The 20075-nt window shown below is 68.7% G+C and carries 19 protein-coding genes; 7 read left to right on the top strand and 12 right to left on the bottom strand.

All coding sequences use genetic code 11. From position 1 onward, the window contains the following. Window positions 1-3 precede the first annotated feature (3 nt). Window positions 4-924 carry a tRNA (adenosine(37)-N6)-dimethylallyltransferase MiaA gene (miaA, locus tag ACWGIC_RS04375; protein ID WP_452074470.1) on the bottom strand — a complete coding sequence of 307 codons (921 nt, stop codon included), beginning with the start codon at window positions 922-924 and terminating at the stop codon, window positions 4-6. A gap of 225 nt (window positions 925-1149) precedes the next feature. Here miaA and ACWGIC_RS04370 point away from each other — a divergent pair, with 225 nt between their 5' ends. Further along, the gene (locus ACWGIC_RS04370) at window positions 1150-2463 is read left to right on the top strand and encodes a DUF349 domain-containing protein (protein ID WP_452074469.1); all 1314 of its coding nucleotides are present in this window, start codon (window positions 1150-1152) and stop codon (window positions 2461-2463) included. Between the two features lie 125 nt (window positions 2464-2588). Here ACWGIC_RS04370 and ACWGIC_RS04365 read toward each other — a convergent pair whose 3' ends face one another. Then, on the bottom strand, window positions 2589-3065 hold the full coding sequence (locus ACWGIC_RS04365) for an Rv2732c family membrane protein (RefSeq protein WP_452074468.1): 477 nt from the start codon (window positions 3063-3065) through the stop codon (window positions 2589-2591). Continuing rightward, entirely contained in the window at window positions 3062-4543 is a 1482-nt protein-coding gene (gene miaB / locus ACWGIC_RS04360) for a tRNA (N6-isopentenyl adenosine(37)-C2)-methylthiotransferase MiaB (RefSeq protein WP_452074467.1), read from the bottom strand. Before miaB ends, ACWGIC_RS04365 begins: the two co-directional genes overlap by 4 nt. A gap of 244 nt (window positions 4544-4787) precedes the next feature. Here miaB and ACWGIC_RS04355 point away from each other — a divergent pair, with 244 nt between their 5' ends. Continuing rightward, window positions 4788-5501, top strand: a complete 714-nt coding sequence (locus tag ACWGIC_RS04355) for a heparin lyase I family protein (RefSeq protein WP_452074466.1) — start codon at window positions 4788-4790, stop codon at window positions 5499-5501. A 19-nt stretch (window positions 5502-5520) separates the two neighbouring features. Further along, complete coding sequence (locus ACWGIC_RS04350; protein ID WP_452074465.1) at window positions 5521-6438, top strand: TAXI family TRAP transporter solute-binding subunit; 918 nt, start codon at window positions 5521-5523, stop codon at window positions 6436-6438. On the opposite strand, the gene ACWGIC_RS04345 is transcribed toward ACWGIC_RS04350, so the two are convergent. Both ACWGIC_RS04345 and ACWGIC_RS04340 read right to left on the bottom strand, forming a co-directional pair. Next, window positions 6435-7832 (bottom strand): HAMP domain-containing sensor histidine kinase, encoded by a 1398-nt coding sequence (locus tag ACWGIC_RS04345; RefSeq protein WP_452074464.1) that lies wholly within the window; start codon window positions 7830-7832, stop codon window positions 6435-6437. The two genes, ACWGIC_RS04350 and ACWGIC_RS04345, sit on opposite strands and share 4 nt — an antisense overlap. A gap of 3 nt (window positions 7833-7835) precedes the next feature. Next, window positions 7836-8504, bottom strand: coding sequence for a response regulator transcription factor (locus ACWGIC_RS04340; RefSeq protein WP_452074463.1), 669 nt, complete (start codon window positions 8502-8504; stop codon window positions 7836-7838). Window positions 8505-8785: 281 nt separating this feature from the next. Between ACWGIC_RS04340 and ACWGIC_RS04335 the strand changes: the two genes are divergently transcribed. From ACWGIC_RS04335 to ACWGIC_RS04320, 4 genes are all read left to right on the top strand, one after another. After that, window positions 8786-9514, top strand: a complete 729-nt coding sequence (locus ACWGIC_RS04335; protein WP_452074543.1) for an amino acid ABC transporter ATP-binding protein — start codon at window positions 8786-8788, stop codon at window positions 9512-9514. A 117-nt stretch (window positions 9515-9631) separates the two neighbouring features. After that, window positions 9632-10537, top strand: a complete 906-nt coding sequence (locus tag ACWGIC_RS04330; RefSeq protein WP_452074462.1) for a glutamate ABC transporter substrate-binding protein — start codon at window positions 9632-9634, stop codon at window positions 10535-10537. A gap of 84 nt (window positions 10538-10621) precedes the next feature. Next, window positions 10622-11269 carry an amino acid ABC transporter permease gene (locus ACWGIC_RS04325; protein ID WP_452074461.1) on the top strand — a complete coding sequence of 216 codons (648 nt, stop codon included), beginning with the start codon at window positions 10622-10624 and terminating at the stop codon, window positions 11267-11269. Beyond that, on the top strand, window positions 11266-12150 hold the full coding sequence (locus ACWGIC_RS04320) for an amino acid ABC transporter permease (RefSeq protein ID WP_452074460.1): 885 nt from the start codon (window positions 11266-11268) through the stop codon (window positions 12148-12150). Before ACWGIC_RS04325 ends, ACWGIC_RS04320 begins: the two co-directional genes overlap by 4 nt. Window positions 12151-12224: 74 nt before the next feature. On the opposite strand, the gene ACWGIC_RS04315 is transcribed toward ACWGIC_RS04320, so the two are convergent. The 7 genes from ACWGIC_RS04315 to ACWGIC_RS04285 form a co-directional block, all read right to left on the bottom strand. After that, on the bottom strand, window positions 12225-12572 hold the full coding sequence (locus tag ACWGIC_RS04315) for a VOC family protein (protein ID WP_452074459.1): 348 nt from the start codon (window positions 12570-12572) through the stop codon (window positions 12225-12227). Window positions 12573-13315: 743 nt separating this feature from the next. Then, window positions 13316-14068 carry a succinate dehydrogenase/fumarate reductase iron-sulfur subunit gene (locus ACWGIC_RS04310; protein WP_344267985.1) on the bottom strand — a complete coding sequence of 251 codons (753 nt, stop codon included), beginning with the start codon at window positions 14066-14068 and terminating at the stop codon, window positions 13316-13318. Then, complete coding sequence (locus tag ACWGIC_RS04305) at window positions 14065-15981, bottom strand: fumarate reductase/succinate dehydrogenase flavoprotein subunit (RefSeq protein WP_452074458.1); 1917 nt, start codon at window positions 15979-15981, stop codon at window positions 14065-14067. The genes ACWGIC_RS04310 and ACWGIC_RS04305 overlap by 4 nt, the downstream gene beginning before the upstream one ends. 58 nt (window positions 15982-16039) lie before the next feature. Beyond that, window positions 16040-16870 (bottom strand): hypothetical protein, encoded by an 831-nt coding sequence (locus tag ACWGIC_RS04300; RefSeq protein WP_452074457.1) that lies wholly within the window; start codon window positions 16868-16870, stop codon window positions 16040-16042. Further along, a complete protein-coding gene (locus ACWGIC_RS04295) occupies window positions 16867-17154 on the bottom strand; it encodes a hypothetical protein (protein ID WP_452074456.1) in 288 nt (95 codons plus the stop codon). Before ACWGIC_RS04295 ends, ACWGIC_RS04300 begins: the two co-directional genes overlap by 4 nt. Window positions 17155-17487: 333 nt before the next feature. Beyond that, the gene (locus ACWGIC_RS04290) at window positions 17488-18750 is read right to left on the bottom strand and encodes an MFS transporter (RefSeq protein ID WP_452074455.1); all 1263 of its coding nucleotides are present in this window, start codon (window positions 18748-18750) and stop codon (window positions 17488-17490) included. 250 nt (window positions 18751-19000) lie between these two features. Continuing rightward, window positions 19001-19897: a helix-turn-helix domain-containing protein gene (locus ACWGIC_RS04285; RefSeq protein WP_452074454.1), complete on the bottom strand. Its 897-nt coding sequence runs from the start codon at window positions 19895-19897 to the stop codon at window positions 19001-19003. Window positions 19898-20075 lie beyond the last annotated feature (178 nt).

The following is a 20075-nucleotide window of genomic DNA, read 5'->3' as shown; positions in this document are numbered from 1 at the left end:
AGGTTACTGGTCGAGCACGGCGAGGACCCGCGCGGCCAGGTCCGCCGATCCGCCGTCGAACCACTGGATCCGCTTGTCCCGGCGGAACCACGAACGCTGCCGCCGCACGAACCGCCGCGTGGCCTGTGCGGTCGCTGCGGCTGCCGCCGCGAAGTCGCCTTCGCCGTCCAGTTCGGCGAGCACCTGCTGGTAGCCGAGCGCCCGCGAAGCGGTTTTCCCGTCCCGCAAACCCCGGCCGAGCAACGCGCGCACCTCGTCCACGAGACCGGCCTCGAACATCCGCTCCACCCGCAGGTCGACGCGTTCGTCCAGTTCGGCGACCTCGCGGTCGACCCCGATCAGCACGGTGTCCCAGCGCGCCGGACCCGGTTTCGGGAGGTTCGCCGAGAACGGCTCGCCGGTGATCTCGATGACCTCCAGCGCGCGCACGATCCGGCGGGTGTTCGTGGGCAGGATCGCCGCCGCGGCGACCGGATCGCGCTCCCCCAGCCGGGTATAGAGCGCGGCGGTGCCGAGTGCGGCCGCCTCTTCGTCGAGCCGTGCGCGCACCGCCGGGTCGGTGCCCGGGAAACGGAGGTCGTCCAGAACCGCTTGCACGTAAAGCCCGGAGCCGCCAGTCAGCACCGGAACCCGGCCCGCGTCGAGAATCCGCTCGATCGTGCTGCGGGCGTCACGCTGATAGGCGGCGACCGACGCGGTCTCGGTCACGTCGAGTACGTCCAGCAGGTGGTGCGGGACCCCTCGGCGTTCTTCCGGGGTCGCCTTGGCGGTGCCGATGTCCATGCCCCGGTAGAGCTGGAGCGCGTCGGCGTTCACGACCTCGCCGTCCAGCGCCAGCGCGAGTTCCACGGCCAGTGCTGTCTTCCCGGTGGCGGTGGGGCCGACGACGGCCACCGGCCGGGGCCGCTGAGCAGGGCTGATCACGCCGGTGAACGGTACCCGGCCGGGACGGGACGCGGGCACGGAGCGTCAAGGAGAAGTAGGATCAACGCTTTCAGGCGGCTCACCCAGTACCACGGCGCGCGCTGAGCTGCTTGAATGCCGCTGGGGCCCCATGCCCCCGGCAGAGCACGACAACAGCGTAACCCGGCCCCGCTTCCGCGGCGGGGCGCCCGCAGCCGCGGGCGTACAGGCGATAAGGAGCCTGCGATGGCCCAGGAGAACACGTCCCCCGGCACCCCGGCACCGCACCCGGTGCCGCACGCGCAGGGCGCCGGCCATGCCGCGCCTCCGGTGCCGCCCGCCGAGCCCGCCCCCGCCACCTGGGGCCGGGTCGACGGGGAAGGCACCGTTTACGTCTTCACCGCCGACGGCGAACGCGAGGTCGGGGTCTGGCAGGCCGGCACGCCCGAGGAGGGCCTGCTGCACTACGCGCGCCGCTTCGACGACGTGCGCACCGAGGTCGAACTGCTCGAAACGCGGCTGAACTCCGGAGCGGGCGACCCGAAGCACGCGCTTTCGAGCGCCACCCAGATCCGTGACGGGCTCGGCGAAGCAGCGGTGGTCGGCGACCTCAAGGCGCTCGCCGCGCGGCTCGAGTACGTGATCGGGCTGGCGGAGAAGGCGCTGGTCAACGTCAAGCACGAACGCGAGGAAGCCCGTGCCGCCGCGGTCGCGCGCAAGCAGGCGCTGGCCGACGAGGCGGAGAAGATCGCCGCCGAGTCCACCCAGTGGAAGGCCGCGGGCGACCGGCTGCGCGCCATCCTCGACGAGTGGAAGACGGTCAAGGGCGTCGACCGCAAGACCGACGACGAGCTGTGGAAGCGGTTCTCGAAGGCGCGCGAGGCGTTCAACCGCCGCCGCGGCTCGCACTTCGCCGAACTGGACAAGCAGCGGGCGAGCGCGAAGCAGCGCAAGGAAGAGCTGATCGCGGAAGCCGAGTCGATCTCCGACTCGGACGACTGGGGAGCCACCGCCGGCCGGTACAAGGACCTGATGGCCGAGTGGAAGGCCGCCGGGCGCGCCCCGAAGGACAGTGACGAGGCACTGTGGCAGCGGTTCCGCGCGGCGCAGGACGCGTTCTTCGCCCGCCGCTCGGCGGTGTTCTCCGAGCGCGACGCGGAGTTCGCCGGCAACGCCCAGCGCAAGGAAGAACTGCTGGTCGAGGCCGAGAAGATCGACGTGGCGGCCAATCTCGAGGCGGCCAAGTCGGCGCTGCGCCGGATCCAGGAGCAGTGGGACGAGATCGGCAAGGTCCCGCGCGAACGCATCCGCGAACTGGACGGACGGCTCAAGGCGGTGCAGGACGCGGTGAAGTCGGCCGAGGACAGCCGCTGGCGCCGCACCGACCCGGAGGCGCAGGCGCGCGCCGCGCAGTTCCGGGAGCGGGTCGAGCAGTTCGAATCGCAGGCCGCCAAGGCCCGCGCCGCCGGGGACGAGCGGCGCGCGAAGAAGGCCGACGAGCAGGCCGCTCAGTGGCGGGAATGGATGGAGGCCGCGGAAGCCGCGGTCGCGGATCGCTGATTTACGGGAAAGGGCCGGTACCGCTGGGTACCGGCCCTTTTCGTTGCCCGGCCGAAGTCCGTGAGGGGAACCCTGAGGGAATCAGAGTCCGTGAAGGTTCCCTTCACGGACTTTGCCGAAGGCGATCAGGTGCGCGAGAACGCGGTGCGCATCCAGAGGGTCGCCAGGACGATCGTCGCGATCCACGCCACGATCATGCCGATCCCCGGGCCGTCCCCGGCCGCTCCGCTGGCGTGCGCGGACTGCTGCGACCAGATCGCCAGCAGGCCGTCGACCGAGGCGAACCAGCCGCCCGCGGCGCAGCACCACGCGACCCACCAGCGGCGCGACACCAGCGCGACCGCGCCGATGAACACGCCGACGCCGGTGGACGTCGCGGCGAACAGCTGCGGCACCCCGCCCGCCTGGCCGGCCAGCGTCTCCCAGCCCGCGCGGCCCTGGGCCCACGGCAGGATCTGGGCCACGAGCAGCACGAACATCAGCACCGAGATGGTGAACCCGCGCCTGCCCAGCTCGACCGTGCGCGCGGCGCGGCGGCCCGCGTCGTCGATCTCGTTGCTGAGGTGCCGATCCACCTCGGCCGACGTTCCCGGTTCGCTCATCCTGCACACCCACTCACCGGGGCCGGCTGCGCCGCCGGGGCTCCGAAGCCCGGCAGTCCCAGGGTGACCCCGCTCGTCTTGGGCCGAAGACCGGCTTCGGCGTTGTCGCCCGCTCGCGTGCGGCGATGCGTCAGGAGGTCGCCGTCGGCGACGAGGTGGTGCGGCGCGCCGTAGCTGATCACCGTCTCCACGACGTCGCCCGGCCGGACCGAACGGTCGACAGCCGAGCCGGACGGCGTGAAGTGCACCAGCCGTCCGTCGCGGGCACGGCCGCTCATCCGGTGCGTCTCGGCGTCCTTGCGGCCCTCGCCCGCCGCGACCAGCAGCTCGACCCGGCGCCCGACCAGCTTGCGGTTCTCCTCCCAGGAGATCTCGTTCTGCAGCTCGACCAGCCGGTCGTAGCGCTCCTGCACGACCTCCTTCGGCAGCTGCCCGTCCATTTCGGCGGCGGGCGTGCCGGGGCGCTTCGAGTACTGGAAGGTGAACGCGCTGGAGAACCGCGCGGCGCGGACGACGTCGAGCGTCGCCTGGAAGTCTTCCTCGGTCTCGCCGGGGAAGCCGACGATGATGTCCGTGGTGATGGCGGCGTCCGGCATCTTGGCGCGCACCTCGTCGAGGATGTTCAGGAACCGCGTGGACCGGTACGACCGGCGCATCTCGCGCAGCACCCGGTCCGAACCGGACTGCAGCGGCATGTGCAGCTGGTGGCAGACGTTCGGCGTCTCGGCCATCGCGTCGATCACGTCCGAGGTGAAGGCGGCCGGATGCGGCGAGGTGAACCGCACGCGCTCCAGCCCGTCGATCCCGCCGGTGGCGCGCAGCAGCTTGCCGAAGGCGAGCCGGTCGCCGAACTCGACGCCGTAGGAGTTCACGTTCTGGCCGAGCAGCGTCACCTCCAGCACGCCCTCGGCGACCAGCGCCTCGACCTCGGCGAGGATCTCGCCGGGACGGCGGTCGCGCTCCTTGCCGCGCAGCGACGGCACGATGCAGAACGTGCAGGTGTTGTTGCAGCCGACCGAAACCGACACCCAGCTCGCGTAGGACGATTCGCGGCGCGCGGGCAGCGTGGACGGGAACGTCTCGAGCGATTCGAGGATTTCGACCTCGGCCTCGGCGTTGTGCCGCGCGCGTTCCAGCAGCGCCGGCAGCGAGCCGATGTTGTGCGTCCCGAAGACGACGTCGACCCACGGCGCGCGCTTGACGATGTCGCCGCGGTCCTTCTGCGCGAGACAGCCGCCGACGGCGATCTGCATGTCCGGATTGGCGACCTTGTCCGGGCGGAGGTGCCCGAGGGTGCCGTAGAGCTTGTTGTCCGCGTTCTCCCGCACGGCGCAGGTGTTGAACACGACCAGATCCGGCTTCGCCTGCCCGGGAGCGGGGACGTAGCCGGCTTCCTCGAGCTGCCCGGCGAGCCGTTCGGAGTCGTGCACGTTCATCTGGCAGCCGAACGTGCGGATCTGGTACGTTTTCGCGTTCATCGCACTCCAGCCTAAACCCCGCGGCCCGCGCCGGACCCGGCACCCGCCTGCCGGGCGTTATGCGGCGGTATCGGAGAGCTGGCCCGCCGGGCATTCCGCTAATCGGGAAATGTGCCGTTGACCGGGAACGGAAATAGCCTGGACCGACCATCCGGCAGCAATTTCTCTATTGTTTTCCGCGCACTCCCGAAGATAAGATCACCGCCATTGTTCCGAATCGGACCGCCGCCGCTCAGGAGGAAAAGTGCGCAAGGTTTTCGCCTGCTCCGCGGCTGTCGCCGCGAGCACGCTCGTCGCGGCCGCGCTGGCGGCGGGCCCGGTCGCCGCAGCCCCGGCTCTTCAATCGGTCACCTGGTCGGCCGACCCCGCCGACGGCGTCGGCGCGTTCAACTCGATCCAGTGCGCCGACGGCCACTTCAAGACCGCGACCGACGCCGCGAAAGGCAAGGTGTGGGTCGCCGAGCAGCTCGCGCAGGAGGAACGCTGCGAGGCGGTCGGGCCCGACCTCGCCGCGGGCAAGACCTTCTACCTCGGCTGGTCGTCGAAGTACCGCATCGCCGACTCCACCAGCCGCTACGTGTTCCAGCTGAAATGCAGCCCGAGCACCGGCACCGCGAACCATCCGATCGTCCTCAAGATCTCCGGCGGCAAACTCCAGCTGGAGGAGTGGACGACCGATCACACCAGCGTCAAGCTCTGGGACGCGCCGGTCGCGAACGACCAATGGCACGACATCGCCTTCCGGATCTCGACCGATCGCACCAAGGGCACGATCCAGTTCTGGTTCGACGGCAAACGGCAGACCTTCTTCGACGGGTCGACCACTTACACCGGCACCACCATCGACGGAACGCGCAACTACCTGAAGTGGGGCGTCTACCACCAGGCCGACAAGACGGCGACGCAATGGCTCAGCAAGATCCGGATGGGCGACAGCCTGACCGACGTCACCGGCTGACCTCTGGCACCATCGCCCCATGCGATGGAGGCTGACCGCGGCGCTGGCAGTGCTCATGGTGCTGCTGAGCGGGTGCGGGCCGAGCTTCGCGAACCTGCACCTGCGCGTCGCGGCCGGGTCGACCGGCGGCGTGTACCACGACCTCGCCGCGCCGCTGGCGTCCGCGTGGGCGAACGAACTCGGCATCGAGACGCCCCGGGTGCTCGCCACCCAGGGCTCTCGCGACAACCTCAACCGAGTGCTTTCCGGGGGCGCGGACGTCGCGTTCGTCGCCGCGGACCTGGCCGCGGACGCGGCGGCCGCGCACCCCGGCAAGCTCGCCGCGCTGGCCCGCATCCACGACGACTACCTGCACATCGTCGTGCGCGCGGACTCGCCCTACACCTCGGTGCCGATGCTGCGCGGCCGCCACATCGCGATCGGCTCGCCGGAGTCGGGCGTCGAGTACATCGCCGACCGGGTGCTGCAGGTCGCCGGGCTGAAAAGCTCGGCGACGGTGAACCAGCTGAGCCTGGAGGATTCCCTTTCCGCGCTGGCCGACCACCGGATCGACGCGATGTTCTGGTCCGGCGGCCTGCCGACGCCGCTCATCACCGAGTACAACCGCAAGGTCCGCCTGCGGCTGCTCGACATGTCCTCGCTGATGCCGGGCATGCAGCGGTTCAGCCCGGTGTACGGCACCGCGACCATCCCCGGCAGCACGTACGACCAGAGCGGCCCGGTCACGACGCTGGTGGTGCCGAACTTCCTGGTCGTGCCCACCTCGATGTCCGCCGACGTCGCCGAAGCGCTCACGAAGGGCCTGTACGACGCCCGTCCGGCGCTCGCGGCGGTCAACCGGGCGGCGCTGTCGATCGACGTGCATCCGGGGATCGAGACCGGGCCGTTGCCGTTGCATCCCGGCGCGCTGGCGTATTACCGCGCGGAGAAGGTCTAGCGCGTGACCGGGAAGTCCATCGCGATCCGCAGCCCGCCGCCCTCGGGCAGGGACAACTGCATCTCGCCGCCGGAATGCCGGACGATCTCGGTCACGATGGCCAGCCCCAGCCCAGACCCGGGCACGTTCTGGTGCGCCGTGCTGCGCCAGAACCGGTCGACCGCCCGCTCCAGTTCGTCCTCGCGCAGGCCAGGGCCGTGGTCGCGGACCGAGACCGTCACGCGGTCCTCGGCGACGCTCGCGGCGACCTCGACGGAAGTGCCGGACGGGCTGAACTTGAGCGCGTTGTCCAGCAGAGCGTCGAGAACGACCTCCAGCCCGCGCGGCGGCACGAGCACGCGCGCACCGTCGACGTCCACCGCGCTTTCCAGCACGACCTCACGAGCCGCGCCGACCACCGACCAGTCGGCGACCCGATCGGCGATCACCTCGGCGAGGTCCTCGGAAACCAGCTCGCCGCCCGCCGCTTCGGCGCGGGCCATCGACAGCAGCTCGTCGAGGATCTGGTTCAGCCGCCTGGCGTCCACCTGCGCCGCTTCGAGGTCGGCGGCCGCGGTTTCGTCGGTCACCTGGCCGTCGAGATTGCCCAGCCGGATCTTCAGCGCCGTCAACGGATTGCGCAGCTGATGCGAGGCGTCGGCGACGAACGCGCGCTGCGCGGCCAGCGCTTCCGACACACTCGCCGCCATCCGGTCGAACGACCGCCCCAGCTGCCGCAGCTCCGGCGGACCGCCGCTCTCCCCCACCGGCTCCGCTTCCCGGCCGCTGACCACAGCCGCGACCAGCGCGCCCGTCGCCTCGTCCAGCCGCCGGACCGGGCGCAGCGTCCAGCGCACCACCGGCAGCGCGACGAGCAGCGCGAGCCCGAACGCGACCAGCGCGCACGTGGCCAGCAGCAGCCACTGCCACAGCAGCTGGGTGCGGACGTGGTCGGTCGCGGACTCCGTCACCACCGCGCCGCGCACCTCGCCGTCGATGAGGATCGGCTCGGCCAGCACCAGCGGGCCGGTCGCCCAGGGCATCAGCAACGGCCCGGCCTCGGGCGGACGGGCGGCGAGCGCCTCGTTGACCGGCACCTGGATCTCGGCCCGGTCGACGCGTCCGGAGTCGGTGCCGCCGAGCGAGCTCAGCACCGGTTCGCCGTCCTGGTTCACCACGACCACTTTCACGCCGTACACCTCGGTGTACCGGCGCAGCTTGGGCTCCAGCAGGCCGAGCTGGTTGTCGAGCAGCGGACGCTGGGCGAGCGAGGCGAACCGCGAGGTGTCGGTGAGCCGGTCGAGGAAGAGCTTCTGCTGGAGACTGCTCGCGATGCTGAGCGCGAGCGGGATGCCGAGCCCGAACACGAGCAGCGCGACGAGCGTGACGACGATGCCCTGCAGCCGGACGCGCACCGGTCAGCTCCGTCCGCTGCCCAGCCGGTAGCCGACGCCGCGGACCGTCTCGATCAGCGCCGGGCGGCCGAGCTTCGTGCGCAGGGTGGCGACGTGCACGTCCAGCGAACGGCTCTCCGCCGCGCCGCGGTGGCCCCACACCTCGTTCAGCACCTGCTCGCGCGAGCACACCGCGCCGCCCGCCGCCGCGACCAGCGCGAGCACCTGGAACTCCTTGCGGGACAACGCGATCGGCTCGCCCGCCACCAGCACCTCGTACCGGGCGAGGTCGATCCGGACGTCGCCGACCTCGACCACCGGCACCGCCGGCGCGGTCCGTTCGCCGCGGCGGCGCCGCACCGCTTCGACGCGCGCGAGCAGTTCCTCCACGTCATACGGTTTGACCAGGTAGTCGTCGGCCCCGGCGCGCAGGCCGTGCACCCGGTCGTTCACCTCGCCGCGCGCGGACACCACGATCACCGCGACGTCGCTGACCGCCCGGATCTGGCGGCAGAGCACCACGCCGTCGACGTCGGGAAGACCGAGGTCGAGAAGGATCACGTCGACGTCGTGCACGCGGTCGAGCACCCCGGCCCCGGACGGGAGACGCTGCATGGCGAGGCCGCGGCGGACCAGCGCGGGCACGAGCGCGCCGGCGACCCGGTCGTCGTCTTCCACCAGCAGCACGCGCACGCTTCAGCCTCCCCGGTGATCCCGACCACGGTAGCCGGACTTTAGGGCGCCGCGCCCCGCGGACACGGTGCGTGGCGGCGGACACAGTCCGGACTAGGCTGAAAGCCGCCACGACGGCCGAATCCGATACGTAGTTGAAACCCTAAGTATTGCTCAAGCCGTCTTTACAAGAGATGTCCCGGTAGTAGGTTTCCGCAAGCGTTGCGGAACCCCGGTTCCGCGGACGCCGGACGACCAACGGAGCTCTGGAGGCCACGATGACCACCGAGGTGGCGACGCCGATGATCAAGGCGGCCGCCGTGAACAAGTACTTCGGCGAGCTGCACGTCCTGCGCGAGATCACCCTCGAGGTGCCGCGCGGCCAGGTCGTCGTCGTGCTCGGGCCGTCCGGGTCGGGCAAGTCGACGCTGTGCCGCGCGATCAACCGGCTCGAGCCGATCAACTCCGGCGAGATCGCCGTCGACGGCGTGCCGCTGCCCGACGAGGGCAAGGCGCTCGCCGCGCTGCGCGCCGACGTCGGGATGGTCTTCCAGCAGTTCAACCTGTTCGCGCACAAGACGATCCTCGAGAACGTCATGCTCGCGCCGGTGAAGGTGCGCAAGACCGCGCAGGCGGAGGCCCGCAAGACCGCGATGGAACTGCTCGAGCGCGTCGGCATCGCGAACCAGGCCGACAAGTACCCGGCACAGCTGTCCGGCGGCCAGCAGCAGCGCGTGGCGATCGCCCGCGCGCTCGCGATGAAGCCCAAGGTGATGCTGTTCGACGAGCCGACCTCGGCGCTGGACCCGGAGATGGTCCAGGAGGTGCTGGACGTGATGACCGGGCTGGCGAAGGACGGCATGACCATGCTCGTGGTCACGCACGAGATGGGCTTCGCGCGCCGCGCCGCCGACCGCGTCATCTTCATGGCCGACGGCGAGATCGTCGAGGACACGACGCCGGAGGAGTTCTTCACCAAGCCGAAGTCAGACCGCGCGAAGGACTTCCTCGGCAAGATCCTGACCCACTGACCCGTTCGGGGGAATCCCCCGGCGCCCCGCGTCCGAGGTGGCTGTAATCGGCCGTACCCGGACCGGTTCCGACGTTCCCCGACAGATGTTTCCCGGACAGATATTGGAGAGACTGACATGAGGATCCGCACCCTCGCGGCCGCTCTGCTCGCCGGCGGGCTGCTGCTCACGGCCTGCGGCAAGGAAGGCACCCCGGCCGGTCCCGGCGGGGACAACAACGCCAGCGCCGCACCGCTGCCGACCTACGAGGTCGCCAAGGACGTCAAGCTCGACGGCTCGCCGGTGTTCACGAAGATCAAGTCCGCGGGCGCCATCACCATCGGCGTCAAGGACGACCAGCCCGAGCTGGGCCAGAAGGACCCGAAGACCGGCAAGTTCCAGGGCTTCGACATCGAGATCGCCCGGATGGTCGCGGCGGGCCTCGGCGTCAGCGAGGACAAGATCAAGTTCACGACGGTCGACTCGGCCGCCCGCGAGCAGGCCATCTCCAACGGCCAGGTCGACCTCTACGTCGGCACCTACACCATCAGCGACAAGCGCAAGAAGCTCGTTTCGTTCGCCGGCCCGTACTTCCAGGCCGGGCAGGACCTGCTGGTGCGCGCCGACGACAACTCGATCACCGGGCCGGAGACGCTGAAGGGCAAGAAGGTCTGCTCGGTCACCGGGTCGACCCCGATCCAGCGCGTGCGCGAGAAGCAGCTGACCGACCAGATCGTCGAGTTCCAGAAGTACTCGCAGTGCGTGGAGAAGCTGAACACCAAGGACGTCGACGCGGTCACCACCGACGACGCGATCCTCAAGGGCTACGCCGCGCAGGACAAGGACAGCTTCAAGGTCGTCGGCAAGCCGTTCTCGAAGGAGCCCTACGGCATCGGCCTGAACAAGGACGACAAGGTGCTGCGCGACAAGATCGACGACCTGCTGCAGGCCGCGGTCGACAACGGCACCTGGAAGAAGATCTACGACGCCACCCTCGGCAAGTCCGGCGCGCCCGCGACGCCGCCGGCCATCGAGCGGTACTGATCTGATCCTGCGGCCGGTGGGCGAAGCTTTCGCCCACCGGCCGCGGCACACCCACTATCGGCACACGGACGCGGGGAAGGCTCCATGGACGTCCTGCTCGACAATCTGGACCTCTTCGGTCCGTTCTTTCTCACCACGATCGAACTCTTCCTGATCGCGGGGGCGTGCAGCCTGGTGCTGGGCACGATCCTCGCGATGCTGCGGGTGAGCCCGGTCCCGCTGCTGCGCGCGATCGGCACGACCTACGTCACCATCCTGCGCAACACGCCGCTGACGCTGGTGTTCGCGTTCCTCGTGTTCGCCTACCCGCTGCTGGACATCGTCAAGATCGACTACTTCCCGACCGCCGCGGTGGCGCTGACGATCTACACGTCGGCGTTCATCTGCGAGGTCGTGCGCTCGGGCATCAACACGGTGCCGATCGGCCAGGCCGAGGCGGGCCGCGCGCTGGGCCTGTCCTCCGGGCAGATCCTCGGCGGGATCGTGCTCCCGCAGGCGCTGCGGTCGGTCGTGCCGCCCCTGATCAGCATGCTCATCGCGCTGCTGAAGAACACGACGATCGCCAGCGGGTTCTCGGTCGCCGAGGCCGGCGCGATCCGGCAGTACGTGTCCGAGCGCGGCGACAACCAGATGGTCGCGCTGCTGTGGGTGGCACTCGGCTTCATCATCCTCGTGTCGGTGCTGTCGCTCGTGCAGCGCAGCCTGGAGAAGCGCTGGAGCGTGGCCCGATGAGCTCGGTTCTGTTCGACGCCCCGGGCCCGAAAGCGCGGGCGCGGCACCGGATCTACGCGGTGCTGGGCATCCTCGTGGTGGCGGCGCTGATCGCGTTCGTCGTCTACCGCTTCGTGGACAGCGGCCAGTTCTCCGGCCGCAAGTGGGAATGGCTGCAGTACTCCCAGGTGCAGAGCGACCTCGCGAACGCCGTCCTGGCGACCGTGAAGGCCTTCGCGCTGGGCGCGGTGCTGGCCATCGTGTTCGGCGCGGTGTTCGCCGCCGGACGGCTGTCCGACCACGCGTGGGTGCGCGGGATCTGCACTTTCGTCGTGGAGTTCTTCCGCGCGATCCCGCTGCTGATCCTGATGTTCCTGTTCTACTACGGCCTCCCGACCCTCGGCGTGGACACTTCGCCGCTGTTCGCGGTGGTGCTCGGCCTGACGCTGTACAACGGCTCGGTGCTGGCGGAGGTCTTCCGCGCGGGCATCCAGTCGCTGCCGAAGGGCCAGAGCGAAGCCGCGTACGCGCTGGGCATGCGCAAGACCCAGGTGATGTTCACGGTTCTGCTGCCGCAGGCGCTGCGGGCGATGCTGCCGACGATCATCAGCCAGCTGGTGGTCCTGCTGAAGGACACCGCGCTCGGCTTCCTGGTGACGTACCCGGAGCTGCTGTACTACGCCCGCTACATCGGCAGCCAGGGCGACTTCGGCCGCCCGATCGTCCCGTCGACCCTCGTGGCCGCCGTGATCTACATCGCGATGTGCCTGCTGCTGACCGCGCTCGCGACGTACCTGGAGCGGCGCAACCGGCGCAGCAAGAAGCACATCGACACGGATGCCAAGGATGCCACGGAGCTCGCCGCCGCGGCGACCGGCGGCTTGCGCGGAGGACCTCTCTGACGGTTCGTTCTTTCCCTTGAAGCCCCTGGCGCTGCTTTCGTTGCGGCGCTGGGGGTTTCTTGTTTTTTGTGGGCCTAGCTGTGCGCGACGGGGTGCCTCGGCTGGTAGAGCGGCAGAACGCTTCCGCTGGGCAACCGGATCGACGCTCTCGTTCCCCAGGAGGCTTTCGTGATCTCGCCGTCGATTTCGGCGCCTTTCCCGGTCAGCTGCCGGACGGTTTCGGCCAGGTCGTCACACATCAGGAAGAACTCCTGCTGTGGCGCGCCTTCAGTCGGATGGACCGCGAGTTCTGTTGGGGGCAAACGGAAAATGAGCCAGCCTTCGCCGGCGTCTACGTGTCCTAAGTCCAGGACGTCTCGCAGGAACTCCCGGTCTGCTGCCGCGTCCTTGCTGTAGAGGATCACGTGGGCGCCGGTGATCATGGGGCTTGTCCTTTCGGGAAGTTCTTCCGTGGCAACGAGAATCGGCTCTTCGATTCTTCAACTCTTCGACTCTTCGCTCGAGCCGATCGAGTGATGCGGTTTGGCCGAGGGGGCTGCTAACGTTGGTGTCATCAAAGCAAGTCCTGTGGCATGAGCCCGCGAGCATTCTCGCCGCGGCCGCGCAGGTTCCTTGACCGCTCCCGTGCGTTGGCCCGCGCCTTGGTCTTCGACCTCGTCGGCGTGCGGTGAGATCGAGCCGCCGGAACAAGGAACCGTCAGCGAACCGCGCTTGCGGCCAGGCGTCTGGCCTGGCCGTGTCCGGTCCATGCCGCCACGCCAGCTGTTTTCGAGCAAGGAGGGATCGCCTATCGCCAACCACAACTGAATACGCCCGCAGCCCGCGGAGGAACAGGACCGCGGCTCAGGGGTGAACGCACCCGCGGCCCGCGGACGAACGGGTCCGGGGCCTGCGTGGGCTAGCCCACGATCCGCGTGAGCTAGGCAGTCGTCCGCGCGGTCAGGCCCGGCACCCACGTGAGCTAGGCAGCCACCCGCGAGGACAGGCCCGGCACCCGCGAGAGCTAGGCAGCCACCCGCGAGGACAGGCCCGGCACCCGAGGGAACTGGCCCGCCGCCCACGAGAAAAGGCCCGCCGCCCACGCGAACCGGCCCGGAGCAAGCGTGAACCGGCCCGCGTGAACGCTCCCGCAGCAAGCGAAATCCGCCACCACGGCGGGAGCCGCTCACCGGTTACGGCGGAACAGCTTGTCTCCCAGCCAGACAATCGGGTCGTACTTGCGGTCGGCGACGCGTTCCTTCATCGGGATCAGCGCGTTGTCGGTGATGTGGATGCCTTCCGGGCACACCTCGGTGCAGCATTTGGTGATGTTGCAGAGCCCCAGCCCGTGCTCGTCCTGCGCGGCGTCGCGGCGGTCGGCGACGTCCAGGGGATGCATCTCCAGCTCGGCGATCCGCATGAGGTAACGGGGACCGGCGAAGCTCTCCTTGTTCTCCTCGTGGTCGCGCACGACGTGGCAGGTGTTCTGGCACAGGTAGCACTCGATGCACTTGCGGAATTCCTGCGAGCGCTCGACGTCCACCTGCTGCATCCGGTACTCGCCGGGTTTCAGCCCCTCCGGCGGGGTGAAGGACGGGATCTCGCGTGCCTTCGTGTAGTTGAACGACACGTCGGTGACGAGGTCGCGGATCACCGGGAAGGTGCGCATCGGCGTGACCGTCACGACTTCAGCCTCGGTGAACGTCGACATGCGCGTCATGCACAACAGCCGCGGCCTGCCGTTGATCTCCGCCGAGCACGAGCCGCATTTGCCTGCCTTGCAGTTCCAGCGGACGGCGAGGTCGGCGGCCTGGGTGGCCTGCAGCCGATGGATGATGTCGAGCACGACCTCGCCCTCGTTCACCTCCACGGTGAAGTCCTGCAGGTCGCCGCCGGTCGCGTCCCCTCGCCACACGCGGAACTTCGCCTGGTAGCTCACGCGGTCCTCCCGGGGTGGGTCTCCAGCTCGCCGTCGGTGAAGTACTTGCCCAGCTCGTCGAGTTCGAACAGCTCGAGCAGGTCCGGCCGCATCGGCACCTGTTCCTTCACCTCGACGTCGACGTCCGGCACCAGCGGGTTGCCGCCCGGCCGCGCGGAGCAGACGAGCAGCCGGTGCCGCCAGTCCGGGTCCATCGACGGATAGTCGTCGCGGGTGTGGCCGCCGCGGCTTTCCGTGCGGGTCAGCGCCGCGCGGGCGACGCATTCGCTCACCAGCAGCATGTTCCGCAGGTCGAGCGCGAGGTGCCAGCCGGGGTTGAACTGCCGGTGGCCCTCCACCTCCACCTGCCCGATCCGCTGCCGGATGTTCGCGAGTTTGTCCAGCGCCTGCCGGATTTCCCCGGCCTTGCGGATGATGCCGACCAGGTCGTTCATCGACTGCTGAAGCTCAGTGTGCAGCGTGTACGGATTCTCCGGGGTGCCGTCGGAAGGCGGATTGAACGGCTCAAGCGCCATCGCCGCCGCAGCGTCCACATCGGACTGCGAAACCGCAGGCCGGTCCTTGAGATCGTCCACATAGGACGCCGCACCGAGTCCGGCGCGCCGGCCGAACACGAGCAGGTCCGACAGCGAGTTGCCGCCGAGCCGGTTCGACCCGTGCATGCCGCCGGAGCACTCGCCCGCCGCGAACAGCCCGGGCACGCTCGCCGCGCCGGTGTCCGGGTCGACCTCCACGCCGCCCATCACGTAATGGCAGGTGGGACCGACCTCCATGGCCTCCTTGGTGATGTCGACGTCGGCGAGTTCCTTGAACTGGTGGTACATCGACGGAAGCCGCCGCTGGATCTCCTCGGCGGGCAACCGGCTCGCGATGTCGAGGAACACACCGCCGTGCGGGGACCCGCGCCCCTCCTTGACCTCGGAGTTGATCGCCCGCGCCACCTCGTCGCGGGGCAACAGGTCCGGCGTGCGGCGGTTGTTCTCCTGGTCGGTGTACCAGCGGTCGGCCTCGCCCTCGCTGTCCGCGTACTGGCCCTTGAACACCTCGGGCACGTACTCGAACATGAACCGCTTGTCCTCGGAGTTCTTGAGCACCCCGCCGTCGCCGCGCACGCCCTCGGTGACGAGGATGCCTTTGACGCTCGGCGGCCAGACCATCCCGGTCGGGTGGAACTGCACGAATTCCATGTTGATCAGCTTCGCCCCGGCACGAAGGGCCAGCGCGTGCCCGTCGCCGGTGTACTCCCACGAATTCGACGTCACCTTGAACGACTTGCCGATGCCGCCCGTCGCGAGCACCACGGCGGGCGCCTCGAACAGCACGAACCGCCCGCTCTCGCGCCAGTAACCGAACGCACCCGCGATCGCGCCGTTGTCCAGCAGCAGCTCAGTGACCGTGCATTCGGCGAAGACCTTGATCCGCGCCTCGTAGTCGCCGTACTTCTTGAAGTCCTCCTGTTGCAGCGAAACGATCTTCTGCTGCATAGTGCGGATCAGCTCAAGCCCAGTGCGGTCGCCGACGTGCGCGAGCCGCGGATAGGTGTGCCCGCCGAAGTTGCGCTGGCTGATCCGCCCGTCCGCGGTGCGGTCGAAAAGCGCGCCGTACGTCTCCAGCTCCCAGACGCGGTCCGGCGCCTCCCGAGCGTGCAGCTCGGCCATCCGCCAGTTGTTGAGGAATTTCCCGCCGCGCATGGTGTCGCGGAAGTGCACCTGCCAGTTGTCGTTCGAGTTCGCGTTGCCCATCGACGCCGCACAGCCGCCCTCGGCCATCACCGTGTGCGCTTTGCCGAAAAGGGATTTGCACACCACCGCGACGCTGAATCCGCGTTCGCGCGCTTCGATCACCGCGCGCAGACCGGCGCCGCCGGCACCGATCACCACCACGTCGTAGCTGTGCCGCTCGACCTCGGTCATGGAATAAGCCACCTCACGAGCTGGGGAGAACTGCCTTGCACTGCTGGATTTCCGGGGTTCAGCCCACGAAGCGCAGGTCCGAGATCGCGCCGCTCGACACGAGCATCACGTAGAAGTCGGTCAGCACGAGCGTGCCGAGCGTCGTCCACGCGAGGGCCATGTGCCGGGTGTTGAGCTTCGTGACCTGCGTCCAGATCCAGTACCGGACGGGATGTTTCGAGAAATGCTTGAGCCGCCCGCCGGTGACGTGCCGGCAGGAGTGGCAGGAGAGCGTGTACGCCCACAGCAGCACGACGTTCAGCACGAGAATCACGTTGCCGAGCCCGAAGCCGAACCCGGTGGGACTCTGGAAGGCGACGACGGCGTCGTAGGTGTTGACGAGCGAAACGACGCACGCGACGTAGAAGAAGTACCGGTGCACGTTCTGCACGATCAGCGGCAGCCGCGTCTCTCCGGTGTAGCGCGCGTGCGGTTCGGCGACCGCGCAGGCCGGCGGGGAGAACCAGACCGAACGGTAGTAGGCCTTGCGGTAGTAGTAGCAGGTCAACCGGAACCCGAGCAGGAACGGCAGCACGAGGACACCGAGCGGCAGCCAGGACGGCATCTCGCCGAACCAGTGCCCGAAGTGGCTCGATCCCGGGACGCACGAGGTGGACACGCAGGGCGAGTAGAACGGCGTCAGATAGTGGTATTCGGGCACCCAGTAGGCGGTGCGCACGAATGCCCGGACAGTCGCGTAAACGACGAAGGTGGCCAGCCCCAGCACAGTGAGCAGAGGCGACAGCCACCACCGGTCGGTACGCAGCGTCCGGGCGGCAAGCCGCGCCCGCCCCGGCGCTCGAACGCCGGTGGGGGCGCGGCTGACGTCGTTGTCAGCGGGCGCGCTCACCGCTGGTCGCGCTTGTAGCCACCGACACCTTCGTCGTCAGCGCCGCTCCACAGCGCCGGGTCGTAGGGAGTGTCCGGGACAGGCACGCGTTCGAGAGGTTTCGCCTGCGCGGGCACAGCGGGCGGATGCCCGTCCAGGTCCGCGCTGTCGATGTCGAGCCGCTCGACGTCGTTGGCCAGCCGGCGCACCGCGGACGCGTCGCCGTAGCGCGACCGCAATGCGCCCACGCACTGCCGCAACTGGCCGATGGTGCGCCGGAGTTCGGCGATCTCTGTGGTGGACATCGGAAGCCTCCCTGATGGTGGGGCCGGCAGTTCGGGTGACGATCAACGTCGCCAGGTACGACTCTGCCTCGCGCGGTGCACTGTGACAAGTAGCACATTTACCAGAGGATGGCCTGATGTACCTGTTGACCTGGGAATTTCTGCCCAGATAGGGGCCGAAAGTGGGGTCCAGGACGACACCGGGACGTCAGCCGCACAACTCATGCCGCCGACTCACAACTCGTCTCCACGCGGAGGGCCTAGGCACGGATCACGAACTTCTCGCCGAAGTGCCCACGCAAGCAGAGAGTTCCCTCACCCGCACCCTGCGTGACAGAATCGGCAAAGCAGCCACTACCGACCGGAGACCCCGCTCTCGCGCTGCGCCCTGCGCGCCACCGGACCGGCACCTACCGACGCCAACACCATCAACCCCGCCAACAGGAACCACCCGGCACCTCCCGTCCCGGTGATCAGGCCGATCACCAGCACCGGTCCGAACACCTCGCGCAACGTCGTGCCGATGGAAAACTTCCCGAGGTACGCGCCTCGCGACTCGACCGGGGCCAAGCTGAACGACAGCCCCCAGATCGCCGCCGAGTTCCACAGTTCGCTTGCCGTCAGCAGCAGGACGCCGATCAACAGCACAATGCTGGCCCACACCGCGGTGAAATCGTGCGCCAACCAGAACACCGGGCACGCCGCCGCCATCGTCAGCCCCGCCAGCCGAAGCAATCGGGTCGCGCCCGTGATCGTCTTCGCGCCTCGGCTCGCCCTGATTTGAAGAAGGACCACTAACAGAGTATTGACGGCGTGGAGCCACGCGGCCATGGGTTTCGGGGCGGCGGTCTGCCCGATCACCCAGAGCGGGAGGCCGACGGTCAATACGGTGTCGCCGAGGTTCACGATTCCGCATAACAGGCCCGTGGACACATACGCGATGCTGGGCGGGGTCTTCGGAGTGTCTTTTTCCTTCCCCGGCCGACGCGGTGCCGGATGAGTTCTGGGAACAAAAAGGTACAAGGAATAGCCGAGCAGGCTCACTCCGGCGATCGCGAAAAGAAGGATCTGATATGCCGAACGCGTGTCGTAGCGAACCGCGATGCTGGCCAGCATCGCGCCGACGGCGATTCCTCCGTTGAGCACGCTGCGCAGGTAGGCCAAGGTGCGGACAAGCTCCTCGCCCTCGACCGCGCCGCCGATCAGCGCGTTCCGGCATACCTTGCCCGCCTGCTCGCTGACGCCGAGCAAGCACACGACGGGAAGGAACATCGCGAACGAATCGACAGCCGTGCTGAGCAGCAGCGCCACAACCTGAAGACCGCCCACGAACATGGTGATCTCGCGCGGGCCCCACCTGTCGGCGAGCCGGCCGAACAGGATGTTCCCGCCGACCGCGAGCAAACCGGCAAGCGACAGTCCCACGCCGACCTGGCCGGTCGACAGGCCCGCGCCACGGGTGAAGAACAGCACGCTTCCGGCGGTATAGCCGCCGAAACCCAAGCTCGTGACAAGGGCGGCGACCGCGAGCACTCGCGCCGGCCCGGGCGGCGGGAGAAGCGAGCCCGCCAGCCTCGCCTTCCACCCGGCGGCCGCGACGACATCCGGACCGCTCATCGGCGAGCCCGGTCCCCATTGCCGTTCATCGCCGCAGTTCCTCAGCGGAGAACACAATGACCCCCATTTCCGTCATCCGGGATGATGAGTCAAACATCCCGGTTTTGTCAATATGACAGGAAATGGCTCGAGGACACCGAGAGAGCACCAATGAGCGAGTCAGACGTCATTTAATCGGAGCTTGCGCAGTGAATTGCTGACGAATTCGGACTTTAGGGGACCAAACCGCACGGCCTGCGGCGTCAGGGCGCTAGTCAGCCGGATCCTCCCCCGCCAGGAGCTTTGCCAGCCCGGCGTCATTCGCCAGCCGCTGGGTTTTCACCTCATTCGCGAACCCGGCAACCGTGTCCGACAACCGGTCCAGCGAATCGGCCCGGGACAACGCGACCTCGGCCAGCCGCTCGACGGTTCCCGCATACGGGGCGGCCTCCTGGCCGGTCAGGAAGACACCGCCGCAATGGTGCGGGCAGTACACGACTTCCGACATGCCCCGCTGCCGGTACCAGCTGAACGCGTCCGCTGTCATGGCCTGATTTGGGACCAGACGGACCTTCACCGTCCGCGAGACCTCCGTCAACTCCTTGAGATATCGCAGCTGCCGCAGCATCACCTCGGCATCGCCGAAGTGATTCCTCAGCGCCTCGGTTCCGACGAAAATCTGCGCCTCGATCGCCTCCGCGCCGAACAGAATCCTGTTGCGGTCCAGGCGATTCCCCACCATCTGTTCCAGAGTGTCCTGGTCTCGCAGGCTGGGGCCGAACACCAGCCGCGCGTAGTCGGGGATCTCCAGCAGGTCCGGAATCAGCAGCGGCGCCCACACCGTCACCGACGTCGCGGCCTGCTCGTACCCGGCCAGCTTCGCGGACGCCTGCGAACTCGGCATGAACCAGCTCGAGCCCGCCACACTGCGCGCCAGCGACATGATCCGGGCCTTCCGCTCGCCGGTCACGCCGAGCGCACCCAGCACGCCCGCCACGTCCTCCGGTGTCGGAACCTGCTCGCCTCGCTCCCAGCTCGACAGCAGCTCCGGGTCCACTCCGACCCACCGGCACAGCTGCCGCAAGCCGAAGCGCGCCTCGATCCGGACATTTCGCAACGTTGCGCCCAAACCGCGTTCCTGCGGAGTCGGCCCCTTCGAATCTTGCATCATCACCACCTCCGGTCGCGGATGGTGCCTGTCACCATCCGCGAACACCCAGCTGCCGACCGAACGGCTGGTCCACATCACCCCGTAAGGGGGTTCTGAATCGATTTTGTTTCTGGCGGGTTCTCGGGTTACCGTGTGCACCGTCACGTTCCCGCGACGCCAGCGCCGCCGTCTCGCG

This window comes from Amycolatopsis sp. NPDC054798 (genome assembly GCF_053611505.1).
The sequence above is the reverse complement of the archived record's forward strand: the minus strand, read 5'-3'. Positions and strand labels throughout refer to the sequence as shown.